The following is an 18814-nucleotide window of genomic DNA, read 5'->3' as shown; positions in this document are numbered from 1 at the left end:
CAACAACATGAAATTCTCTGAAAACTGGCTGCGCAGCCACGTTCCCACCACCGCCTCGCGCGATGAGCTCAGCGCCGTGCTGACCGCCATCGGCCTGGAAGTGGAAGAGGTCGACGCGCTCGGCGGTGGCCTGGATCACGTGGTCGTCGCTCGCATCGTGGAGGCCGTGCGCCACCCCGAAGCCGACCGCCTGCAGATCTGCCAGGTCGATGCCGGCCGCGGCGAACTGCTGCAGATCGTCTGCGGCGCGCCGAACGCGCGTCCGGGCCTGGTCGCGCCGCTGGCGATGGTCGGTGCACAGATCGGCGCGTTGAAGATCAGCGCCGCCAAACTGCGTGGCGTGGACTCCAACGGCATGCTGTGTTCGGCCAAGGAACTGGGCCTGGACAGCGACGCGTCGGGCCTGTTCGAACTGCCCGATGACGCACCGGTGGGGCAGGGGCTGGTCGAGTATCTCGGCCTGCCCGACAGCAGCATCGAGATCAAGCTGACCCCCAACCGCGCCGACTGCTTCAGCGTGCGCGGTATTGCGTTCGACGTGGCCGCGGCCACCCGCAGCGAGGTGGTGCCGTTCGCCGCCGATGCGGTGCCGGCCACCGGCTCGCGTGAGCTGGCGATCGAACTCAATGCCGGCGCCGAAGCGCCGCGCTATCTGGGCCGGGTCATCGAAGGGGTCAATGCCGCCGCCAGGACCCCGCTGTGGATGGCCGAGCGGCTGCGCCGCAGTGGCGTGCGTCCGGTGTCGCTGCTGGTGGACATCACCCAATACGTGATGCTCGACCTTGGCCAGCCGATGCATGCCTACGACCTCGCCACGCTGAGCGGGCCGATCGGCGTGCGCCGTTCGCGCGCGGGCGAAGCCCTGAAGCTGCTGGATGGCCGCGACGCCGCGCTGGACGACAGCTTCCTGGTGGTCACCGATGCGGACCGTCCGGTCGGCCTGGCCGGCCTGATGGGCGGCTTCGACACACGCGTGACGGACGCCACCACCGATGTCTTCCTGGAAGCGGCGCACTTCGCGCCTGCGGCGATCATGGGCCGCGGCCGCAAGCTGGGCCTGCACACCGATGCCGGCCATCGCTTCGAACGTGGCGTGGACCCGGCGCTGCCGCGTGCGGCCATCGAGCACGCCACCGCGCTGGTGCTGGAACTGGCTGGCGGCACCGCTTCTGCGGTGACCGAAGCGCTGCGCGCAGACGACCTGCCGTCGCCGGCGCCGATCATGCTGCGCCGCGCACGCATCACCCGCGTGCTGGGCATCACCATCGAAGACGCCGAAGTGGAGCGCATCCTGCGCGCGCTGGGCATGGAGGTGGTGGCAGCGGGCGAGGGGTGGCAGGTCACCGCACCGAGCCGTCGTTTCGACATCGCCATTGAAGAAGACCTGATCGAAGAACTGGCCCGTATCCACGGCTACGAGCAGATCCCGACCACGCTGCCCGGCGGCGCCGCGCGCGTGGCGATGCCCAGCGAAACCCGCCTGGAAGAACTCAGCGTGCGACGCCAGCTGCTGGCGCGCGAGCTGCAGGAAACCATCAACTTCGCCTTCGTCGATGCGCAGCTGCTGCAGCAGTGGCAGCTGGTCGACAACCTGGTGCCGCTGGCCAATCCGCTGTCGGCCGAACTGGCGGTGATGCGTCCGGCGCTGCTGCCGGGCCTGGTCGCCACGCTGGGCCGCAACGTGGCCCGCCAGGCCGGCCGCGTGCGCCTGTTCGAGATCGGCCGCGCGTTTGCCGCGCAGGCCGGTGAAGGCGCGCCGGCGCCGCTGGAAACCCAGCGCGTGGCCGCCGTGGTCTGTGGTGACGCCGACGCCGAGCAGTGGGGCGTGGCCGCACGCAAGGTCGACTTCCATGACCTGAAGGGCGACCTGGAAGCATTGGCCGCCGCCAGTGGCGCCGAGCTGAGCTTCAAGCCCTCGGCCCAGCCCTACGGGCATCCGGCGCGTTCGGCCGATGTCTACCGCGGCGATGTCCGCCTGGGCTGGATCGGGCAGATCCACCCGCGCTTGGCCAAGGCGATGGACATCGATGTGGACGTCTACGCCCTGGAGCTGGACCTGGCGCCGTTGGCCGCCCGCGAACTGCCGCGTGCCAGCGAGCTTTCGCGTTTCCCGGCGGTGCGTCGCGACCTGGCCGTGCTGGCCCCCGATGCGGTCGCCTGGACCGATCTGGCCGCTACGGTCCGACTGGCCGCCGGGCCCCTGCTGCGCGAGCTGAACCTGTTCGACCGATATGTCGGGCAGGGGGTCGAGCCGGGCTTCAAGAGTCTCGCTATGGGCTTGATTTTGCAGGACAAGTCGCGCACTCTGACGGACCGCGACGTGGACGCGGTGGTGACCGAGGTGGTCGCTGCCATCGAGCGTGAACACCACGCCCGGATCCGCGGTTGAGCGGGCAGCACCCAGGGGTAAGCAGGCGATGGCACTGACCAAGGCTGAAATGGCCGAAAAACTGTTCGACGAAGTCGGCTTGAACAAGCGTGAGGCCAAGGAATTCGTCGATGCGTTCTTCGATGTGCTGCGTGAAGCGTTGCAACATGGACGTCAGGTAAAGCTGTCCGGCTTTGGCAACTTCGACCTGCGGCGCAAGAACCAGCGCCCGGGTCGCAACCCGAAGACCGGTGAGGAAATTCCGATTTCCGCCCGCACGGTAGTCACCTTCCGTCCGGGCCAGAAGCTCAAGGAAAGGGTGGAAGCGTATGCTGGATCCGGGCAGTAACAGAGAGCTTCCGCCGATACCGGCCAAGCGCTACTTCACCATCGGTGAGGTCAGTGAGCTGTGCGACGTCAAGCCGCACGTGCTGCGTTACTGGGAAACAGAATTTCCCAGCCTGGAGCCGGCCAAACGTCGCGGCAACCGTCGCTATTACCAGCGCCATGACGTGCTGATGATCCGGCAGATCCGCAGCCTGCTGTACGAACAGGGCTATACGATCGGCGGGGCGCGGTTGCGGCTGGATGGCGCCGATGCGCGTGGCGAAGCCGCGCTCAGCCAGCAGATCATCAAGCAGGTCCGCGTGGAACTGGAAGAAGTGCTGCAACTGCTTCGCCGCTGATTCTTTTTTCGCGTTGATCCGCTATACTTCACGGCCCGCTTCAACGGCGGGGCAACATCGCAGATATTCGGGGCGTAGCGCAGCCTGGTAGCGCATCTGCCTGGGGGGCAGAGGGTCGTCGGTTCGAATCCGGCCGTCCCGACCACTGTGGTGAAGAAGAGGCTCGTGCAGCAATGCGCGGGCCTTTTTCGTTTTGTTGGTAGCGCGAGCCGTGCTCGGCGAGCGCAGCGACAGGCCGAGAGCGTGACGACCAACGGCCGTCACCCACCGAAGGCGGCCCTCACTACCGGGCCATCATCGACGCCAGTTCGTGCGCCGCCAGGGGTTCGGCGAACAGGTACCCCTGCAGCTGGTCACAGCCCAGTTCGGTCAGCACCTGCTGCTGCTCCAGGCTTTCCACGCCTTCGGCCACGGTGGTGTAGCCCAGGCCCTTGGCCAGCTCGATGATGGCCTTCGCCTTCAGCCGTGCGCCCGGGTCATCGGCCAGATGGTCCACCAGTGATTTGTCCATCTTGATGGTGGAAATCGGCAGCCTTGAGAGATACCCGAAGTTGCTGTAGCCGCTGCCGAAGTCATCGATCGCCACGCGTACGCCCACCCTGGCCAGGCACGCCAGCTGGTCGCCGGCGACCGTATTGGCGCGCAGCCATTCGCCTTCGGTGATCTCGATTTCCAGCAGGTTCGGGGGCAGGCCACGCGCGGCCAGCTTCTGCAGTAGACGCTCGGCCATGCTTTCGGTGGACAGGTCGGACGCGGCCAGGTTGATCGACATCCCCAACGAAAGACCCTCGCGCTGCCACGCCGCCAGCTGATCCAGCGCCGCGTCCACCACCCAGTCGCTGACCGCCGGCATCAGCGCAGTGCGTTCGAACACCGGAATGAACTCGGCCGGGCCGACGGGACCCAGCCGCGGATGGTTCCAGCGGATCAGCGCTTCGGCCGACACCACCGCGCCGGTCTGCGTATCCACGCGCGGCTGGAACAGCAGATAGAACTCTTCACGGCGCAGGCCGCGTTCGGCATCGGCGGCGAGACGGTAGCCACGCCGCAGCAGCTCGTCGCGGCGCTCGGAATACCAGCAGAAATCGTGGCGGCTGCTGATCGCCGCCTGCACGCCCACCAGCAGCTTGCGCAGCACGTCATTACTGCTGTCGGTGCTGGGATCGAAGGCGCAGATGCCGGCATGGAACTGTGGCGACATCGGCACCGCGGCGGCCATTACCGGGCGGATGACCCGCTGCTTCAACTCCAGCAACAGCGCCTCCACGTCGTCGGGCGAGGGCAGGTCGATCAGGAACGCAAGGCGGCTCACGCCGACGTGATAGATGTCGGTGATATCTTCCAACGCCACGCGCAGACGCACACCGGAGCGGTGGATCATCGCCTCCAGCGGCGGCAGGCCGAGTGCCTGGCCGGCTTCGTCCAGACGCGGCACGTCCAGCACGTCCAGCATGACCGCGTACATCGTTCCGGAGGTTGCGCGCGCGACCAGCCCGTCATAGTCGATATGGAACTGGTGGCGGTTGGAAAGCCCGCTGACCGGATCCTGGCGGCCGGACAGGCGCCGCAGTTCCAACTGGCTCATCGCCATGGCGGCGAGCGTTTTCAGGTGCTGGCGTTCGTCTTCGCTGAGCTCGCGCGGTTCGGCGCCCATGACGCAGATGGCGCCGATTGCCACGCCGTTCTTGGCGATCAACGGCGCGCCTGCATAGAAGCGAAGATGCGGTGGACCGCAGACCAGGCCGTTTTCCACAAATCGCGGATCGGCGCGCAGGTCGCTGACCACCATCACGTCAGGGGAGGTGATGGTATAGGAGCAGACGGAAGAACGGATGTCGGTTCCGCTGATCTCCAGCCCGACCCGTGAGATGAAGCGCTGGTTATCCACGCCGACGATGGAAACGAAGGCCACCGGTGTGTCGAATGCGAAGGCCGCCAAGCGGGTGATGCGGTCCAATGACGCGCCCGCTGCCGCATCCAGCACCTGAAGGGCGCCTACGGCGGTCATCCTTTCCTGGACTTTCAATTCCTCTGACAGCTGCGGCATGGGAAGAGGTGCTCGGCGCACTCACGCGCTGGTAACGAATGACAGAATGCGCCCGCCCACATCAACGTGGTGTCCACGATCTGCACAGTCACGCATTCAGCGAAAATCGACCGGTCGCGGGAGCAGCCGACCGGTAAATGCCATAGCCCGAAGGTGTAACGGTGTTTCACGTCGTCCTCAGGTAAGGTACTTGCCTCGGCAATCCAGCTGGCGGCGCCATTGCGCGTCGCCGGCAGCGCCGGATCCAATGCCCCCCTCCCGAGGGGGCTCAACCTGAGGGCCGTTTTCCCCCATGAGCATTTCCCAATCCACCGCGGCATCGCCCGTTTCGGAGCGCGCCGCGCTGAAACGTTCGGTGTCCAATACGCTGAAAGGCTCGGCCGGCAACCTGGTCGAGTGGTACGACGTCTACGTCTATTCGGTGTTCGCCAAGTACTTCGAATCGCAGTTCTTCTCGGCCGACGACAAGAACTCCACGATGTACATCTGGGGCATCTTCGCCGCCACCTTCCTCATGCGTCCCATCGGTGCGTGGTACTTCGGACGGTTCGCCGACCGTTACGGCCGCCGCCTGGCGCTTACCGTATCGGTCAGCGTGATGGCCGCCTGTTCCTTCCTGATCGCCATCGCGCCCACTGCGGCGTCCATCGGCATCTGGGCGGCGGTGATCCTGCTGTTCGCACGCCTGCTGCAGGGCTTCGCCACCGGCGGTGAGTATGGCGCCAGTGCCACGTACATGTCCGAAGCGGCCGTGCCCGGCTGGCGCGGTTTCCTGTCCTCCTTCCATTACGTCACCCTGGTGGGTGGTCACGTCCTGGCCCAGGCCGTGCTGCTGGTGATGCTGCTGTCCTGGGACACTTCGCACGTTTCCGAATGGGGCTGGCGCGTGGCCTTCGGCATCGGTGGCATCGGGGCGCTGGTGGTGTTCTGGCTGCGTCGTACGATGGATGAATCGCTGAGCGCGGAATCGATCGAAGCAGCGAAGGATGGCAAGGCCAAGGCGAGTGGTTCGATGCGCGAACTGTTCGTCAACCAGTGGCGCCCGCTGCTGCTGTGCTTCCTGATCACCGCCGGTGGTACGGTCGCGTTCTACACCTACACCATCAACGGCCCGAAGATGATCCAGACCGCCTTTGCCGGCGACGATGTGATCACCGGCACGCTGATCAACCTGGGTGTATTGACCTTCCTGATGCTGCTGCAGCCGCTGGGTGGCCTGTTGTCCGACCGCATCGGTCGCAAGAGCCTGCTGGTGTTCTTCGGTGTCGGTGGCGTGCTGTACACCTGGTACCTGGTCACCGCACTGCCGCAGCAGACCTCGGCGCTGTCGGCGTTCCTGATCTTGGCCACCGGTTTCGTCATCCTCACCGGCTACACGTCGATCAACGCGGTGGTGAAGGCTGAACTGTTCCCGGCGCACATCCGCGCACTGGGCGTCGGCCTGGGCTACGCGCTGGCCAACTCGCTGTTCGGCGGCACCGCGCCGCTGCTGTACCAGGGCGCGCTGAAGGCCGGTCGGGTAAATGAGTTCGTCATCTACATCACCGCGGTGATCGCGGTGTCGCTGGTGGTCTACATCTTCTTCCTGAAGAACAAGGGACCGAACTGGCTGGACGGCACCCGCAGATAAAGCCGCAGTGAGGCAGAAACGAGAGGCCCGCGCCGTGAAGCGCGGGCCTTTTTCGTGCAGGCGGGGAGCGCATGATGCTGACGCGGCCTGCACGCGGCGTGCACTTCGTCGATGCCGGCTGTAACGCACTCTGTGGGGGTAAGCCAACGCATTGGAGCACTACCCATGAATACCCCTGGAAAACCGAAACCGTCCTGGCGCCAGAGCCATTACCTGATGATCGCGTTGGCCGTGGTGCTGGTCATCGTAGGGGTCACCATGTTCGCACCGTGGTAAAGCCTGGCTGACGTGCTGACCCTCGTCGGTACGCTTAATCGAAGTACGCGGAGATCCCGAGCCCGGCCTGCAGGTCCGGGCTGTGGGCATCCAGTCCGGCATCAAGCGATGCATCAAGCTGGACCCGATCGGTCCACATCCAGGTCACCCCGCCACCGGCCACCGTTTCCCGTGGCTCGCCGTGTTCCTTGGTCACCCCAGCCTCCACGAATGCAGACAGCCGGGGCGTGAGGGCCAGCGATACGCTGGGCGACCACACCGTGCTGCGCTCGCCGTCACCGCGGCTGTGGCTGGCATACAGTGCACCGGTCCAGTGGTCGCTGAAGTCATGCTCATAACTGCCCGCCAGCGCGTACTGGCGCCCCTCGCTGAGCGCCGCATCGCCGCGTGCCACCGTGGCCGACCCCAGCAGTGCCCAGCGGTCGGTCTCGCTACCGGTGGGCGGTGCCCACTTCAGGGCGAGCTGTGCATCGCCGCCGCCTTGTGTGCGCGTGCTGGCCATGCCGGGTAAACGGCTGCGCTGGCGCTGCCAGGGCGATCCTGAAAACTGCAGTTCCCAGCGTTCAAACAGGCCGGTGCGCAGCGTCACCTCGCCGGAGAGCTGTTCGGTGCGAAGACCATCGGCATCGCGATCGCGTTCATGGGAGGGAAGTCCCAGCTCCAGTGCCAGCGCGCCGCGCGGCACGATGCCGGTGCCTAGGCCGATGCCGGGGCGATCAAACGACGGCGGTTCGTCGGCCTGTTGTGCCTGCACGGCACCACTGACGAAGAGGGTGGAACAAACCATCAGGGCCAGGCACGCGCTACGCATCGGGACATCCGTCAGAAGATGCGCCGATCATGCGGCGCTGTCGGTCTGACGGTCAATCGTCGAGGCGGGCGAAACGCGGCTGGCTACCGCCGGCGAGGTCCACCTGTTCCACGAACATCGCATAGGGGCGCACCCATAGGCCGCCTTCGCCATACAGTGCGCGGTAAAGCACCATCGGCTGCAGGGTCTCGCTGCTGCGGACCACGTCCACGACCTCGTACAGGCCGCCTTTGAAATGGCGGTAGCGGCCGGGTTGCAGGACGGGCAGGGCAGGCAGGTCGGGCATGGAACACTCACGCAGGCAGGAGAGCCGGTGATTGTTCAATGCGCCGGGCGCGGCGTCCACCGCCGTGTCAGAACAACGATGCGCGGATCAGCTCCTCGACGAGGATCACATAGCTGGCGCCGAAGTAGAACTTGAGCAGGGAAGGACGCTGGTACAGAAAGGTGCGCATGTGGAAGGGCCCCCTAAGGTGTACGTAGTGTGAAATGGTTAAAGCGCCGTGACAAGCATCACGGAACCGGGCTTGTGAACAGCGTCAGTCATGTGAGGGCAGGGCAATTCAGACCGGAACGATGGGTCGGCCAAGGGCGGCGACCTAGGCTGCATGCATGGCGCTGTCGCTTATGGCGCCCCCGCTGCAATCCGGAGCCCGTCCATGGTCATCGTCGTCCAGAACATCAGCCGCCACTGGCGTGTCGTGCATCCCAGCTGGGAGCGTTCGCGGAATTTCATCTGCGGAAAAGAGGCTTTCGATGCCGCCGCGGCGCTGGCCCTGGACCACCACGGCCAGACCGGCACAGCGGTGACGGTGCAGGTGGCTGCCTTTGGCACGGTCGTGGAGGTACTCCGCTTCGGTTGAAATTTCAGAAAACCCTGATGCCGTGCGACTCGAATATGCCCTAGCCTCCGTAACTGGCGGGGGCCGTTGGTGTCATGGGTCAGGCGAAGAACAGGGGTGGCAAGGCTGCTACCCGCGATCGTCGATCTGGTTGGCACTCCGTCCGATCATGGAGAGAGAGACCTTATGTTGATCCGCGTCCAGAACGAGCAGCGCCATTGGCGCGTGCTGCATCCGCAGAAGCCGGAAGCCATTTCCTTCCACGAGGGCAGTGCGGCGTTCGATTTCGCCGATGCGCTGGCCCGTGAGCTGCACAGCCGTACCGGGCAGGCCTGCTCGGTGCGCGTGGAGGTCAGCGACGCCTTCGTCGATACCGTCAGCTACGGTTGACGCCGGGGCGCAGAGTGCCGGCGCGCAGACCGGGTGAACCTGTTCAGCTTCCGCTCGCCTACTTGAATGGGCAGCGACCGAGGGTATGCGTGCCATCTTTGCGCGGCCCTCCGGTTGCGCCATGCTCGGCTCATCCGCCACACCAGGACGCACCACGATGACCCAGGAACTGTCTGTTTCGCGCCGCCCTTCGATGCTGTGGGCCGTCTGTCTCCCCTTGCTGGTTGGTGCCGGCGTTGCCGGCTCCGCGCAGGCGCAGTATCGCGACGGTGATCGCCATGGCTACAACGGGGGCAATACGATCCGCTGTGAGTCGGTGAAGAACCGCAATCAGGAATGCCGCCTGGACGGCCGCGCACGGCTGGTCCGCCAGCTGTCTGGTGCCGCCTGCGTGGAAGGCCGCAGCTGGGGTCAGTCGCGCGATGGCGTCTGGGTCAGCAATGGCTGCCGCGCGGAGTTCGTCGGTGAACGTGGGCGTCCGTCGCGACCCGGCCACGGCGGGGGCAACTGGGGCGGTGGCAATGGCAACGGCAATGGCTGGGGTTCGTCCGGCCAGGTGATCGACTGCGATTCCAATGATCGTCGCCAGCGCCGCTGCAACGTCACCATCCGCCAGGATGCGCGTCTGGTGAAGCAGAAGTCCGGCACGGCCTGCATCGAAGGCCAGAGCTGGGGCTGGGATAACAACGGCGTATGGGTCAGCAATGGCTGCCGCGGGCAGTTCATGGTGCGTTGACCGCGCAGGTTGTCTGGCCGCGCAGCGGCCAGAGCGTGACGACCGACGGTCGTCACCCACCCCGGCAAAAGCTGACGGCCAGCGGCCGTCAGTACCGCGGTAGCGCCGAGCCATGCTCGGCGAGCGCAGCGGCCAGCGCGTGACGACCGTCGGTCGTCACCCACCCCGGCAAAAGCTGACGGCCAGTGGCCGTCAGTACCGTGGTCAGCCCGCCGCGCTCAGCGGCGCGCTGCCGGCCTGCAAGGTCGGCCAGCGCTTCAGTACGGCTGCACGGATACCCGCCGCATCGATGCCTGCTTCGCCCAGCAGGTCTTCGCGGCTGGCGTGATGCTGGAAGCTGTCGGGCAGGCCCAGGTGCAGGATCGACTTCAGCACGTCCTCGGCGCTCAGCAGTTCGGCCACGGCCGAGCCGGCACCGCCGGCCACCACGTTGTCTTCGATGGTGACGAAGCCCTCGTGGCGTGCGGCCAGCTGCAGCACCAGCTCGCGATCCAGCGGCTTGATGAAGCGCATGTTGACCACGGTCAGGCCGAGTGCACGGCCCACTTCCTCGGCCGCCGGCACGGTGCTGCCGAAGGCCAGCAGGGCCACGCGGCTGCCTTCCACGCCGATCTCGCCCTTGCCGATCGGCAGGGTGGACAGATCGCTGCCAGCGTCTACGCCGGTGCCGCTGCCGCGCGGGTAGCGCACCGCGGCCGGGCCGGCGTACTGCAGGCCGGTGCTGAGCATCTGCCGGCATTCGGCCTCGTTGGACGGGGCCATCACCACCATGTTCGGCACGCAGCGCAGGAAGCTCAGGTCCAGGTTGCCGGCATGGGTGGCGCCGTCCGGGCCGACCACGCCGGCGCGGTCGATGGCGAACAGCACGTCCAGCTTCTGGATCGCCACGTCGTGCACCAGCTGGTCGTAGGCGCGCTGCAGGAAGGTGGAGTAGATCGCCACCACCGGCTTTGCACCCTGGGTCGCCATGCCGGCGGCCAGCGTCACTGCGTGTTGTTCGGCAATGGCCACATCGAAGTAGCGTTCTGGATACTCGCGGCTGAAGCGCACCAGGCCGGAGCCTTCGCGCATTGCCGGGGTGATGGCGTGCATGCGCGGATCGGCGGCAGCGGCGTCGCACAGCCAGTCACTGAACACATCGGTGTAGGTCGGCTTCTTCGCCCCGCCCTTGGCCACCAGGCCCTTCACCGGGTCGAACGGACCCACCGCGTGATAGCCGATCTGGTCGCCTTCGGCCGGCTCGTAGCCCTTGCCCTTGGTGGTCAGCACGTGCAGCAGCTTCGGGCCTTTCAGCGTCCGCAGCGTCTTCAGCGTGGATAGCAGGGCCGGCATGTCATGGCCGTCGATCGGGCCGGTGTAGTGGAAGCCCATCTCTTCGAACATGGTGGAGGGCACGAACATGCCCTTCCAGTGTTCTTCCCAGCGCTTGACGAACCGCGCCGGGTTGTTGCGCTTGTCGCCGAGGATCTTCTTGCCGCCTTCGCGCAGCGCATTGAGCGTGCGGCTGCCGGTGGCGCGGCCGAGCACCTTGGTCAGCCCGCCGACGGCCTCGGAGATCGACATGTTGTTGTCGTTGAGGATCACCAGCAGGTTCGGTTCCGGTTCCATGCCGCCGGCGTGCATCAGTGCTTCGAACGCCATGCCGGCGGTCATCGCGCCATCGCCGATCACCGCCACCACGCGACGGTCATCGCCTTCGCGCTGGCGTGCGATGGCCATGCCCAGCGCGGCGGAAATGGAGGTCGACGAATGGCCGACGCCAAAGGTGTCGAACTCGCTTTCCTCGCGCTTCGGGAACGGCGCCACGCCGTCCTTCTGCTTGACCGTGTGGATCTGGTCGCGGCGGCCGGTGAGGATCTTGTGCGGGTAGGTCTGGTGGCCTACATCCCAGACCAGCTGGTCATGCGGCGTCTGGTACAGGTAGTGCAGCGCCACGGTGAGTTCGATGACGCCCAGGCCGGCAGCAAAGTGCCCCCCGCTGCGGCCGACCGATTCGATCAGGTAGGCACGCAATTCGTCGGCGATGGCCCTCAGTTCGGATTCGTCGAACGTGCGCAGTTCTTCCGGTGTCTGGATGCGCGAGAGGCGGGGATAGCGGGCAGAGTCGATCATCATGTTCGTACTTGTGCTGACCGGCTATTTTCGCGCTCAAACCGGGGTGGAGCAAGCAGACCCCGACACGCGTGATCGCGCAGTGAGTTTTGGTGCACGCGGATTCACGCGGAAAGCTTGGACTTCTTCGGCAGCTGTGCCTTCAGGAACGTCATCTGGTCGGCCAGGATATTGCGGTTGGAGAGGATCAGGTGTTCGATCCAGCTCGGCCGGAAAGGCACGGCCAGCAAGGGCATGCCCGCCTGCTGCGGGGTCCGGTTGCTCTTGCGCGAGTTGCAGTGGAAGCAGGCGGTGACCACGTTTTCCCAGACGTCCAGGCCGCCCTTGGACAGCGGCATCACGTGGTCGCGGGTGAGAACCGGTCGTGAATGCTGTTGGCCGCAGTACAGGCAAAGATGCGCATCGCGCGCGAACAGCGCGGCGTTGGTGAGGTTGGGGGTGGGGTCGGGGGCGCGGGAACGCGCATGGCCACGCGTGGCAATGATCGGATGCAGGTCCAGGCCGCTGCGCAGCCCGCTCAGCCGGTTGGTCCCGCCATGGATGTGCAGGCAGGGGTCGCCCAGGGTCCAGGCCACTGCGCCACGTGCATACAGGCAGGAGGCATCCTGCCAGTTGATCCAGTCAAGGACCCGGCCATGGGCATCAAGGGAAAGCAGGCGGACGCTGCCGGGGCGGTGCAGGGGGCTGGGCTCGGGCGATGACCCGGCGTCCGGAGCGGGAAAGGCAGCTCCGGTAGTGATCAGACCCAAGCGTGTAGTGTCTGTCTCCATCGGGATAACAGCTTATACCCGAATGTTTGCATTTTGTGTATTCGCCGGCGCCGAACCCGGCAGTGACGGCCGCTGGCCGCCATGCTCCTGCCCTGGTGGGTGACGAGCCCTGGTAGGTGACGACCGTTGGTCGTCACGCCGCTGCGCTCGCCGAGCATGGCTCGGCGCTACCACTGCTCCCGGTCGTGACGACCGTTGGTCGTCACTCCTTTCCCCGGCTCAGGCGCCGAAGCGCGCCTCGTCCATCGCCATCAGCGAATCCGCACCGGCCTGGATGGCGGCGGCGTGGCCCAGCGTGCGCGGCAGCACGCGCGCGAAGTAGAACCGCGCGGTCTCCCGCTTGGCCTGTTTGAACGCGGCCGTCTGGCTGCCGGCATCGGCTGCGGCCACGCTGCGGGCCCACCAGTACGCCAGCACCACATACCCGGAATAGAACAGGTAATCGTGGCTGGCGGCACCCAGCTCATCCGGGTTGGCAGCCGCGCGTTTCAGCACGTCCATCGTCAGCCCACCCCATTCGGCAGCCTTCGCCCGCAGCGGTGCGATGAACTCCGCCAGCGCCTCATCACTCTCATGCGCCTTGGCGAACGTTTCGATCTCGGCCAGGAACAGCTTCAGGCCCGCGCCCTGGCTGGAGGCGGTCTTGCGGCCGATCAGGTCCAGCGCCTGGATCCCGGTGGTGCCTTCATACAACGTGGTGATGCGCGCATCGCGGGCCAGCTGCTCCATGCCGTGTTCGCGGATGTAGCCATGGCCACCAAAGCACTGCAGCGCGTTGTAGGTGTTCTCGATGCCCCATTCGGTCTGGCATGCCTTGGAAATAGGCGTCAGGAAGCTCACCAGGGTGTCTGCGCGTTCGCGCTCGGCCGGGTCCTGCGCGCTGTGCGCCACGTCGATCAGGGTCGCCGCGTGCAGGGCCAGCAGGCGGCTGCCTTCCACCAGTGATTTGATCGACAGAAGCATGCGGCGCACGTCCGGGTGAACCAGGATCGGGTCGGCCGGCTTGTCCGGGAACTTGGCCCCGCTCAGCGAACGCGACTGCAGGCGCTCGCGCGAATACTTCAGCGCGTTCTGGTAGGCGCGCTCGGACAGGCCGATGCCCTGCAGGCCGACCCCCAGGCGTGCGGTGTTCATCATGGTGAACATTGCCTGCAGGCCTTTGTGCGGCTGGCCGACCAGGTAACCTTCGGCGCCGTCGAAGTTCATCACGCAGGTGACCGATCCCTTGATGCCCATCTTGTGTTCGATCGAACCGCAGCGCAGTGCGTTGCGCTCGCCGACGTTCCCTTCGCGGTCGACCTTGAACTTCGGGGTGACGAACAGCGAAATGCCCTTCGCACCCGGGGGCGCGTCGGGCAGCTTGGCCAGCACCAGATGCACGATGTTGTCGGTCAGGTCGTGCTCGCCGGCGGTGATGAAGATCTTGGTGCCGGTGATGCGGTAGCTGCCGTCCGGGTTCGGCTCGGCCTTGGTCTTCAACAGGCCCAGGTCGGTGCCGCAGTGCGGTTCGGTCAGGCACATGGTGCCGGTCCAGCGGCCTTCGATCAGCGGCTTCAGGAAGGCCTCGTGCTGCCAAGCTTCGCCATGCTGTTTCAGCGCCTCGATCGCACCATGCGAGAGCAGCGGGAAGTTGCCCCAGGCAAGGTTGGCGCCGTTGATCATCTCGTTGAGCGGCACGCCCAGAGTGTGCGGCAGGCCCTGTCCACCGACTTCCGGCGAGGCGGTCAGGCCGGTCCAGCCGCCTTCCACGAACTGGTCATAGGCCGCCTTGAAGCCGGGCGGGGTGGTGACCTCGCCGCTGGCCTGGTCGAGCACGCAGCCCACTTCATCGCCCACGCTGTTCAGCGGTGCCAGCACCGAGGCGCTGAAGCGGCCGGCTTCTTCCAGCACGGCATCCACTACGTCGGCGGTGGCGTCGGTGAAGCCCAGGCGGGCGAACAGCGGCTCGACCTTGAGCACGTCGTGCAGGGCGAAACGCAGGTCGGAAAGCGGGGCGGTATAGCTGCTCATCGTTGAAGCATCTCGATCAGGGGGCGGGGGCGTGGCGCGGCGATGACGGTGCTCGCCTCAGCGCAACACGCCGGGCAGGCCCGGGGCGTGGTTGAGGGTGCTGCGGTTGTTGATCTGGAACGTGCGTTGCTTCTTTTCTTCCGGCGTGGCCGACACCGAACCTTCCAGCGTATAGGCCAGGGTGTGGTTGCTGGCCAGTGCGTCGGCCACGATCAGGCGGGCCTGTGCGGCTGGCTGCAGCTGCAGTTCGATCACATCGGCCGATGTGCCGCCGATCGATACGCCGGGTTTGGCGCTCAGCGTGCCGGCCTCGGCATCGCCGACCGAGAGCTTCAGGGCGATGTCATCGAAGCGCATCGGCATGGAGCTGAAGTTCTGCAGGCGCAGGGCCACCTTCCAGCTGCCATCGGCGTTGACGGTCAGTTGCTGCAGGCTGCTGGCCGGTTCGGAAACGCGTTTGACCACCTTTTCGCCACAGGCGGCAAGGGCGAGGACGGACAGGACGATCAGGATGGAACGGAAGCGGCGGAGCATGGCGCAGGTCCTCGCGGAAGGGGTGCGTGGGGAGAAAGATACTACGGCGTATGGTGGCGTGCACAGGCATTGACCTGAACGCCAGAGATTAACGCGCGCCGCTGCCAGTGGCAGCGTGCGGGCACAGGGGCGTCAGGCGGGCTTGGGCAGCACGCGGCGCGGCCGGCGGATCAGCGCAGTGGCGCGAGCACCTTCAACGGGGCCAGGTCGTAGCCCATCGCCTCGGCGCGCGCCTTGAGCGCTTCGAACTGCCCGCGTTGCATGCTCGGCGAGCGCGACAGGATCCACAGGTACTTGCGGTCCGGCTCGCCGACCACCGCCCATTGGTAGTCCGGGTCCAGTGCGATCACCCAGTAATCGGCCCATACCAGCGGCACCCAGGACAGCCAGTCCGGGGCGAAGCGGACCTCCAGCTGACCTGGTTCGCCCTTTACCGGGCGAGCGACGCCTTCGGCCTGGATGCGTGTGCCGTCTTCCACGCGGCAGCCGTTGAGCACCGAGATGCGGCCATCGCTGCGCAGCCCATAGGTGGCGGTGATGTCGCCGACGCATTTCTTCTGGAAGGACACCGGCAGATGGGCGATTTCGTGCCACTGCCCGGCATAGCGGTCGATATCCAGCGCGGCCACCGCGCGCACCGGTTCGGCGCCGTGGGCGAGGCTGGCCAGCGGCAGCAGCAGGGCAAGGGCACAGGCGCGGCGAAGGGTACGCAGGTTTTGCATCGGCATGGCTCGTGTGGCGACCGCTCGAGCTTAGCGGTTGCCGCGCCGAGGGTGACGTGAAGCACGTCGCGAAAGGCGTCCCGGCGCCTTGGCAGCTGGCAGATGTGGCATGCTCGCGCCGTCGCTACCGACAAAAGGAAGTCTGCAATGAGCAAGGGTCTGGACAAGAAGAAAGAGCAGAAGAAGAAACCTGCCAAGACCGCCAAGGAAAAGAAGGCGGACAAGAACGAGAAGAAGACCACCCGCGGGTTCGGTCCGGCCTGATCCAAAGGCTGCTGCGTGTCGTCGCCTCGGCGGGGACACGCGGGAAACCGGCCCGGCGGGGCTGCCTCTTGAAGCCGTTACTTCGGTGCGCGCTCGCCCTTGCGCAACGTCAGCACGCGCACCCCGGTGGATGTAACCGCCACGCTGTGTTCGAACTGGGCGGAGAGTTTGCCGTCGCGGGTATGCACCGGCCACGCGTCGGGCTGGTGGCGGATCGCCGCCTTGCCCTGGTTGAGCATCGGTTCGATGGTGAACACCATGCCTTCCTGCAGCTCCACGCCGGTACCGCGATGGCCGTAATGCAGGATCTGCGGTTCTTCGTGCATTTCACGGCCAATGCCATGGCCGCAGTATTCCTTGACCACGGTATAGCCCTGTTCGCGCGCGAAACGGGCGATGGCATGGCCGATATCACCGGTATGTGCGCCGGGACGTACTGCGGCGATGCCTTTCCACATGGCCTGGTAAGTAGCCTGCACCAGCCGCCGGGCCGGGTAGGGCACCTCGCCGACCAGATAGGTGGTGCTGGAATCGGTGATGAACCCGTTCTTTTCCAGCGTGATGTCCAGATTGACGATCTGCCCCTCGCGCAGCACGTCATCGGCAGAGGGCACGCCATGGCAGACCACGTCGTCGATGGAGGCGTTGAGCACGAACGGGAAGTCGTACTGGCCCTTGCTGGCCGGACGCGCCTGCAGGTCGTCGACGATCATCCGCTCGACCAGGTCGTTGATGTCTATCGTGCTGCGGCCGCGCAGGTCCAGCGTGTCCAGGTGGTCGAACACCTGGGCCAGCAGCGCGCCGGATTGCGCCATCCGTTCGATGTCCCGCGCGGACTTGATCATGTGTGTCGCTCGGCCAGCCGTGGTGTCTGCACGCCGGCGCTGCGCAGCTGCTCGGCGACGATCTGCTGGTAGCTCAGTTCCGGGTGCAGTTCGCAGAGCATGCCGATCTTGATCCAGAAGTTGGCCTGCGCATTGATCGAACGATGGCTGACGGTGCAGGCGCGGCGAAGCTGGTCGTGCAGTTCGTCGTCGATGTTGACGATGCCCATGGGGGGAGCTCTTTTGGAGATATACGAATCGTATATGCTGCGTATATGCCTTGCAAGGCGACGCCTGCAGGCTGAAAAGGCCGCTTGCGTGCCCGCATCACGACGCTTCCAACGACTCGAACGGCGGCTGAGAGAACTCGAAAGCCCGCGCACGAATTAATGCCGGGTGGTGCAGCTGCCGCTTACATGCAGGATCGATCCACTACGATGACGAACGCGCACTGAGCGACGACGCCATGTGACGGCATTTGAATGCAGGCCGCGCTGCCCATCCGTGCAGAGCCGGCGCAACAGGCGAAAAAAAAGGGCCTGCATTTCTGCAGACCCTTCGGAAACTATGGTGGCCGAGGACGGAATCGAACCGCCGACACGGGGATTTTCAATCCCCTGCTCTACCAACTGAGCTACTCGGCCACTTGTTTCGTTGGCAGCGATGTCGCTGCCGAGGAGGCGCATATTACGGAGCTCACGCGGTTTGGGCAAGCTTTTTGAATAAAAAACTTCACAATGGTGTCTCCGCATCGCGGCTGCGCGCGCAAGTGCTTGATCCTTCGTTGTTGGCAGCATGCATGGGTGCAGCCGTTCTGGCAGACATCGACGTCTACTCGAAAAACGTGGGGCGGCAAGGTCTTCGATGCGGTGCTGCCGCTGCTGGCCGTGACCGGCAATGACGGCCAGCGGCCGTCACTACCCCGAGGCCTTGGCGATGCGGGGACGCAACTTCGGCAAGCGGGTGGTCAAGCTGGAAAGAGCAGTTTCAGGGCGCGAAGCGGACCTGGCGCGGGTCGTTCAGGCGCAGCTGGGTCTGGTAGTAATACTTGTCGCTGGGGATGCCATCCGTGCTGAAGACGATCTTCGCGCGGCGCGCCGTGCCCTGCACCAGCAGGCGGCGGTTGACCAGGCGTTCCAGTGGCAGGTTGTCCAGCTGTGCCCGCAGCGCATCGGCCTGGTCGGGTGCGAGCCACACGGTGAGGTTGGCCTGGTGGCGATAGTCGGTTTCGCTGTTGAGGTACAGCCCGTGCCCGGTGAGGTCGATATTGCGCACGGTGACCAGGAAGGTGCCACTGATACCGTTGCGCGGATCATCGTTGGCGGCATGCACGGCTTCGGCCGGGGTGATCAGGCCAGCGGCCGTCATCGGCGGGGCGGTTACGCTGCGGTGGGCACAGCCCGCGCTGAGCAGCAGGACAGGGAGCAGCAGGGCGAAGCGCATGGGACATCCTTGTTCCAGTGTGGACCGCCATTGTGCCGCGCGCAGGTGACAGCGCCAACCACGCTGAACGGGTGGCCACGGCCTCGTGATCTGCACATCACGGCGCCGCCGATAGCGTGGAGTGCCACGACACACCACAACGAGCAGGCACGCAGAATGGGTACCGAAAACAACGAGCAGGAAGACCGCGCCGGCGTACAGGAAAGCCAGCAGGACCAGCGCCAGGACGACGTGGCCAAGCAGCGCCAGGGACAGCAGGACCAGAAGGTCCGCGATGACCACACCAAGAAGCCCGATCGGAAGGACGGCAGCGGCGAGCCGGCCTGAACGAAAAAAAGCCCCGGGAGCG

At 65.7% G+C, this 18814-nt stretch carries 19 protein-coding genes and 2 tRNA genes; 9 read left to right on the top strand and 12 right to left on the bottom strand.

Annotation, left to right across the window (positions count from 1 at the left end; genetic code table 11):
* Positions 1-7: 7 nt before the first annotated feature.
* The 4 genes from pheT to ACI2JH_RS08280 all read left to right on the top strand — a co-directional run bounded on the left by pheT (position 8) and on the right by ACI2JH_RS08280 (position 3199).
* Complete coding sequence (gene pheT / locus ACI2JH_RS08295) at positions 8-2389, top strand: phenylalanine--tRNA ligase subunit beta (protein ID WP_404735924.1); 2382 nt, start codon at positions 8-10, stop codon at positions 2387-2389.
* Positions 2390-2417: 28 nt separating this feature from the next.
* On the top strand, positions 2418-2717 hold the full coding sequence (locus ACI2JH_RS08290) for an integration host factor subunit alpha (protein WP_042612988.1): 300 nt from the start codon (positions 2418-2420) through the stop codon (positions 2715-2717).
* On the top strand, positions 2698-3054 hold the full coding sequence (locus ACI2JH_RS08285; protein WP_042612987.1) for a MerR family transcriptional regulator: 357 nt from the start codon (positions 2698-2700) through the stop codon (positions 3052-3054). Before ACI2JH_RS08290 ends, ACI2JH_RS08285 begins: the two co-directional genes overlap by 20 nt.
* A gap of 68 nt (positions 3055-3122) precedes the next feature.
* Positions 3123-3199, top strand: a tRNA-Pro gene (locus tag ACI2JH_RS08280).
* 138 nt (positions 3200-3337) lie between these two features.
* Here ACI2JH_RS08280 and ACI2JH_RS08275 read toward each other — a convergent pair.
* Positions 3338-5062, bottom strand: a complete 1725-nt coding sequence (locus tag ACI2JH_RS08275; protein WP_404735923.1) for a putative bifunctional diguanylate cyclase/phosphodiesterase — start codon at positions 5060-5062, stop codon at positions 3338-3340.
* A gap of 331 nt (positions 5063-5393) precedes the next feature.
* Here ACI2JH_RS08275 and ACI2JH_RS08270 point away from each other — a divergent pair, with 331 nt between their 5' ends.
* On the top strand, positions 5394-6731 hold the full coding sequence (locus ACI2JH_RS08270; RefSeq protein WP_101100744.1) for an MFS transporter: 1338 nt from the start codon (positions 5394-5396) through the stop codon (positions 6729-6731).
* Positions 6732-7041: 310 nt separating this feature from the next.
* On the opposite strand, the gene ACI2JH_RS08265 is transcribed toward ACI2JH_RS08270, so the two are convergent.
* Positions 7042-7818, bottom strand: coding sequence for a transporter (locus ACI2JH_RS08265; RefSeq protein WP_404735922.1), 777 nt, complete (start codon positions 7816-7818; stop codon positions 7042-7044).
* Between the two features lie 52 nt (positions 7819-7870).
* On the bottom strand, positions 7871-8104 hold the full coding sequence (locus ACI2JH_RS08260; protein ID WP_404735921.1) for a DUF1653 domain-containing protein: 234 nt from the start codon (positions 8102-8104) through the stop codon (positions 7871-7873).
* Between the two features lie 373 nt (positions 8105-8477).
* Here ACI2JH_RS08260 and ACI2JH_RS08255 point away from each other — a divergent pair, with 373 nt between their 5' ends.
* The 3 genes from ACI2JH_RS08255 (at position 8478) to ACI2JH_RS08245 (ending at position 9786) form a co-directional block, all read left to right on the top strand.
* Complete coding sequence (locus tag ACI2JH_RS08255) at positions 8478-8681, top strand: hypothetical protein (RefSeq protein WP_182656702.1); 204 nt, start codon at positions 8478-8480, stop codon at positions 8679-8681.
* A 165-nt stretch (positions 8682-8846) separates the two neighbouring features.
* On the top strand, positions 8847-9050 hold the full coding sequence (locus ACI2JH_RS08250) for a hypothetical protein (RefSeq protein WP_404735920.1): 204 nt from the start codon (positions 8847-8849) through the stop codon (positions 9048-9050).
* Between the two features lie 157 nt (positions 9051-9207).
* Complete coding sequence (locus ACI2JH_RS08245) at positions 9208-9786, top strand: DUF3011 domain-containing protein (protein ID WP_319275860.1); 579 nt, start codon at positions 9208-9210, stop codon at positions 9784-9786.
* A 204-nt stretch (positions 9787-9990) separates the two neighbouring features.
* Here the strand turns inward: ACI2JH_RS08245 and dxs are convergent, their stop codons facing one another.
* The 9 genes from dxs to ACI2JH_RS08200 form a co-directional block, all read right to left on the bottom strand.
* Complete coding sequence (gene dxs, locus ACI2JH_RS08240) at positions 9991-11898, bottom strand: 1-deoxy-D-xylulose-5-phosphate synthase (RefSeq protein ID WP_101100782.1); 1908 nt, start codon at positions 11896-11898, stop codon at positions 9991-9993.
* A gap of 104 nt (positions 11899-12002) precedes the next feature.
* Positions 12003-12668, bottom strand: a complete 666-nt coding sequence (locus ACI2JH_RS08235) for an HNH endonuclease (RefSeq protein ID WP_057507973.1) — start codon at positions 12666-12668, stop codon at positions 12003-12005.
* A gap of 219 nt (positions 12669-12887) precedes the next feature.
* Positions 12888-14678 carry an acyl-CoA dehydrogenase C-terminal domain-containing protein gene (locus ACI2JH_RS08230; protein WP_404735919.1) on the bottom strand — a complete coding sequence of 597 codons (1791 nt, stop codon included), beginning with the start codon at positions 14676-14678 and terminating at the stop codon, positions 12888-12890.
* 57 nt (positions 14679-14735) lie between these two features.
* Complete coding sequence (locus ACI2JH_RS08225) at positions 14736-15212, bottom strand: LEA type 2 family protein (RefSeq protein WP_101100749.1); 477 nt, start codon at positions 15210-15212, stop codon at positions 14736-14738.
* A gap of 170 nt (positions 15213-15382) precedes the next feature.
* Positions 15383-15934: a lipocalin family protein gene (locus tag ACI2JH_RS08220; protein WP_404735918.1), complete on the bottom strand. Its 552-nt coding sequence runs from the start codon at positions 15932-15934 to the stop codon at positions 15383-15385.
* 341 nt (positions 15935-16275) lie between these two features.
* The gene (map, locus tag ACI2JH_RS08215) at positions 16276-17043 is read right to left on the bottom strand and encodes a type I methionyl aminopeptidase (RefSeq protein WP_404735917.1); all 768 of its coding nucleotides are present in this window, start codon (positions 17041-17043) and stop codon (positions 16276-16278) included.
* Positions 17040-17252 carry a ParD-like family protein gene (locus ACI2JH_RS08210; RefSeq protein WP_042612050.1) on the bottom strand — a complete coding sequence of 71 codons (213 nt, stop codon included), beginning with the start codon at positions 17250-17252 and terminating at the stop codon, positions 17040-17042. The genes map and ACI2JH_RS08210 overlap by 4 nt, the downstream gene beginning before the upstream one ends.
* 338 nt (positions 17253-17590) lie before the next feature.
* Positions 17591-17666: transfer RNA gene (locus tag ACI2JH_RS08205), tRNA-Phe, on the bottom strand.
* Between the two features lie 343 nt (positions 17667-18009).
* Entirely contained in the window at positions 18010-18465 is a 456-nt protein-coding gene (locus tag ACI2JH_RS08200; RefSeq protein WP_101100752.1) for a hypothetical protein, read from the bottom strand.
* Between the two features lie 156 nt (positions 18466-18621).
* Between ACI2JH_RS08200 and ACI2JH_RS08195 the strand changes: the two genes are divergently transcribed.
* Positions 18622-18792 (top strand): hypothetical protein, encoded by a 171-nt coding sequence (locus tag ACI2JH_RS08195; protein WP_182656706.1) that lies wholly within the window; start codon positions 18622-18624, stop codon positions 18790-18792.
* The last annotated feature ends 22 nt before the right edge of the window (positions 18793-18814 follow it).

It is taken from the genome of Stenotrophomonas sp. NPDC078853 (assembly GCF_044901215.1).
GTDB classification, from domain to species: Bacteria; Pseudomonadota; Gammaproteobacteria; order Xanthomonadales; family Xanthomonadaceae; genus Stenotrophomonas; species Stenotrophomonas lacuserhaii.
Note: the sequence above shows the minus strand (reverse complement) of the source record. Positions and strands in the feature narration are given on the sequence as shown.

Excerpts from the sequence above, each read along its gene's own strand:
- ACI2JH_RS08245 (WP_319275860.1), top strand. The coding sequence starts at position 9,208 with ATGACCCAGGAACTGTCTGTTTCGCGCCGCCCTTCGATGCTGTGGGCC.
- ACI2JH_RS08235 (WP_057507973.1), bottom strand. The coding sequence starts at position 12,668 with ATGGAGACAGACACTACACGCTTGGGTCTGATCACTACCGGAGCTGCC.
- pheT (WP_404735924.1), top strand. The coding sequence starts at position 8 with ATGAAATTCTCTGAAAACTGGCTGCGCAGCCACGTTCCCACCACCGCC.
- dxs (WP_101100782.1), bottom strand. The coding sequence starts at position 11,898 with ATGATCGACTCTGCCCGCTATCCCCGCCTCTCGCGCATCCAGACACCG.
- ACI2JH_RS08265 (WP_404735922.1), bottom strand. The coding sequence starts at position 7,818 with ATGCGTAGCGCGTGCCTGGCCCTGATGGTTTGTTCCACCCTCTTCGTC.
- ACI2JH_RS08195 (WP_182656706.1), top strand. The coding sequence starts at position 18,622 with ATGGGTACCGAAAACAACGAGCAGGAAGACCGCGCCGGCGTACAGGAA.
- ACI2JH_RS08230 (WP_404735919.1), bottom strand. The coding sequence starts at position 14,678 with ATGAGCAGCTATACCGCCCCGCTTTCCGACCTGCGTTTCGCCCTGCAC.
- ACI2JH_RS08260 (WP_404735921.1), bottom strand. The coding sequence starts at position 8,104 with ATGCCCGACCTGCCTGCCCTGCCCGTCCTGCAACCCGGCCGCTACCGC.
- ACI2JH_RS08210 (WP_042612050.1), bottom strand. The coding sequence starts at position 17,252 with ATGGGCATCGTCAACATCGACGACGAACTGCACGACCAGCTTCGCCGC.
- ACI2JH_RS08270 (WP_101100744.1), top strand. The coding sequence starts at position 5,394 with ATGAGCATTTCCCAATCCACCGCGGCATCGCCCGTTTCGGAGCGCGCC.
- ACI2JH_RS08255 (WP_182656702.1), top strand. The coding sequence starts at position 8,478 with ATGGTCATCGTCGTCCAGAACATCAGCCGCCACTGGCGTGTCGTGCAT.
- map (WP_404735917.1), bottom strand. The coding sequence starts at position 17,043 with ATGATCAAGTCCGCGCGGGACATCGAACGGATGGCGCAATCCGGCGCG.
- ACI2JH_RS08290 (WP_042612988.1), top strand. The coding sequence starts at position 2,418 with ATGGCACTGACCAAGGCTGAAATGGCCGAAAAACTGTTCGACGAAGTC.
- ACI2JH_RS08250 (WP_404735920.1), top strand. The coding sequence starts at position 8,847 with ATGTTGATCCGCGTCCAGAACGAGCAGCGCCATTGGCGCGTGCTGCAT.
- ACI2JH_RS08200 (WP_101100752.1), bottom strand. The coding sequence starts at position 18,465 with ATGCGCTTCGCCCTGCTGCTCCCTGTCCTGCTGCTCAGCGCGGGCTGT.
- ACI2JH_RS08285 (WP_042612987.1), top strand. The coding sequence starts at position 2,698 with ATGCTGGATCCGGGCAGTAACAGAGAGCTTCCGCCGATACCGGCCAAG.
- ACI2JH_RS08220 (WP_404735918.1), bottom strand. The coding sequence starts at position 15,934 with ATGCAAAACCTGCGTACCCTTCGCCGCGCCTGTGCCCTTGCCCTGCTG.
- ACI2JH_RS08275 (WP_404735923.1), bottom strand. The coding sequence starts at position 5,062 with ATGACCGCCGTAGGCGCCCTTCAGGTGCTGGATGCGGCAGCGGGCGCG.
- ACI2JH_RS08225 (WP_101100749.1), bottom strand. The coding sequence starts at position 15,212 with ATGCTCCGCCGCTTCCGTTCCATCCTGATCGTCCTGTCCGTCCTCGCC.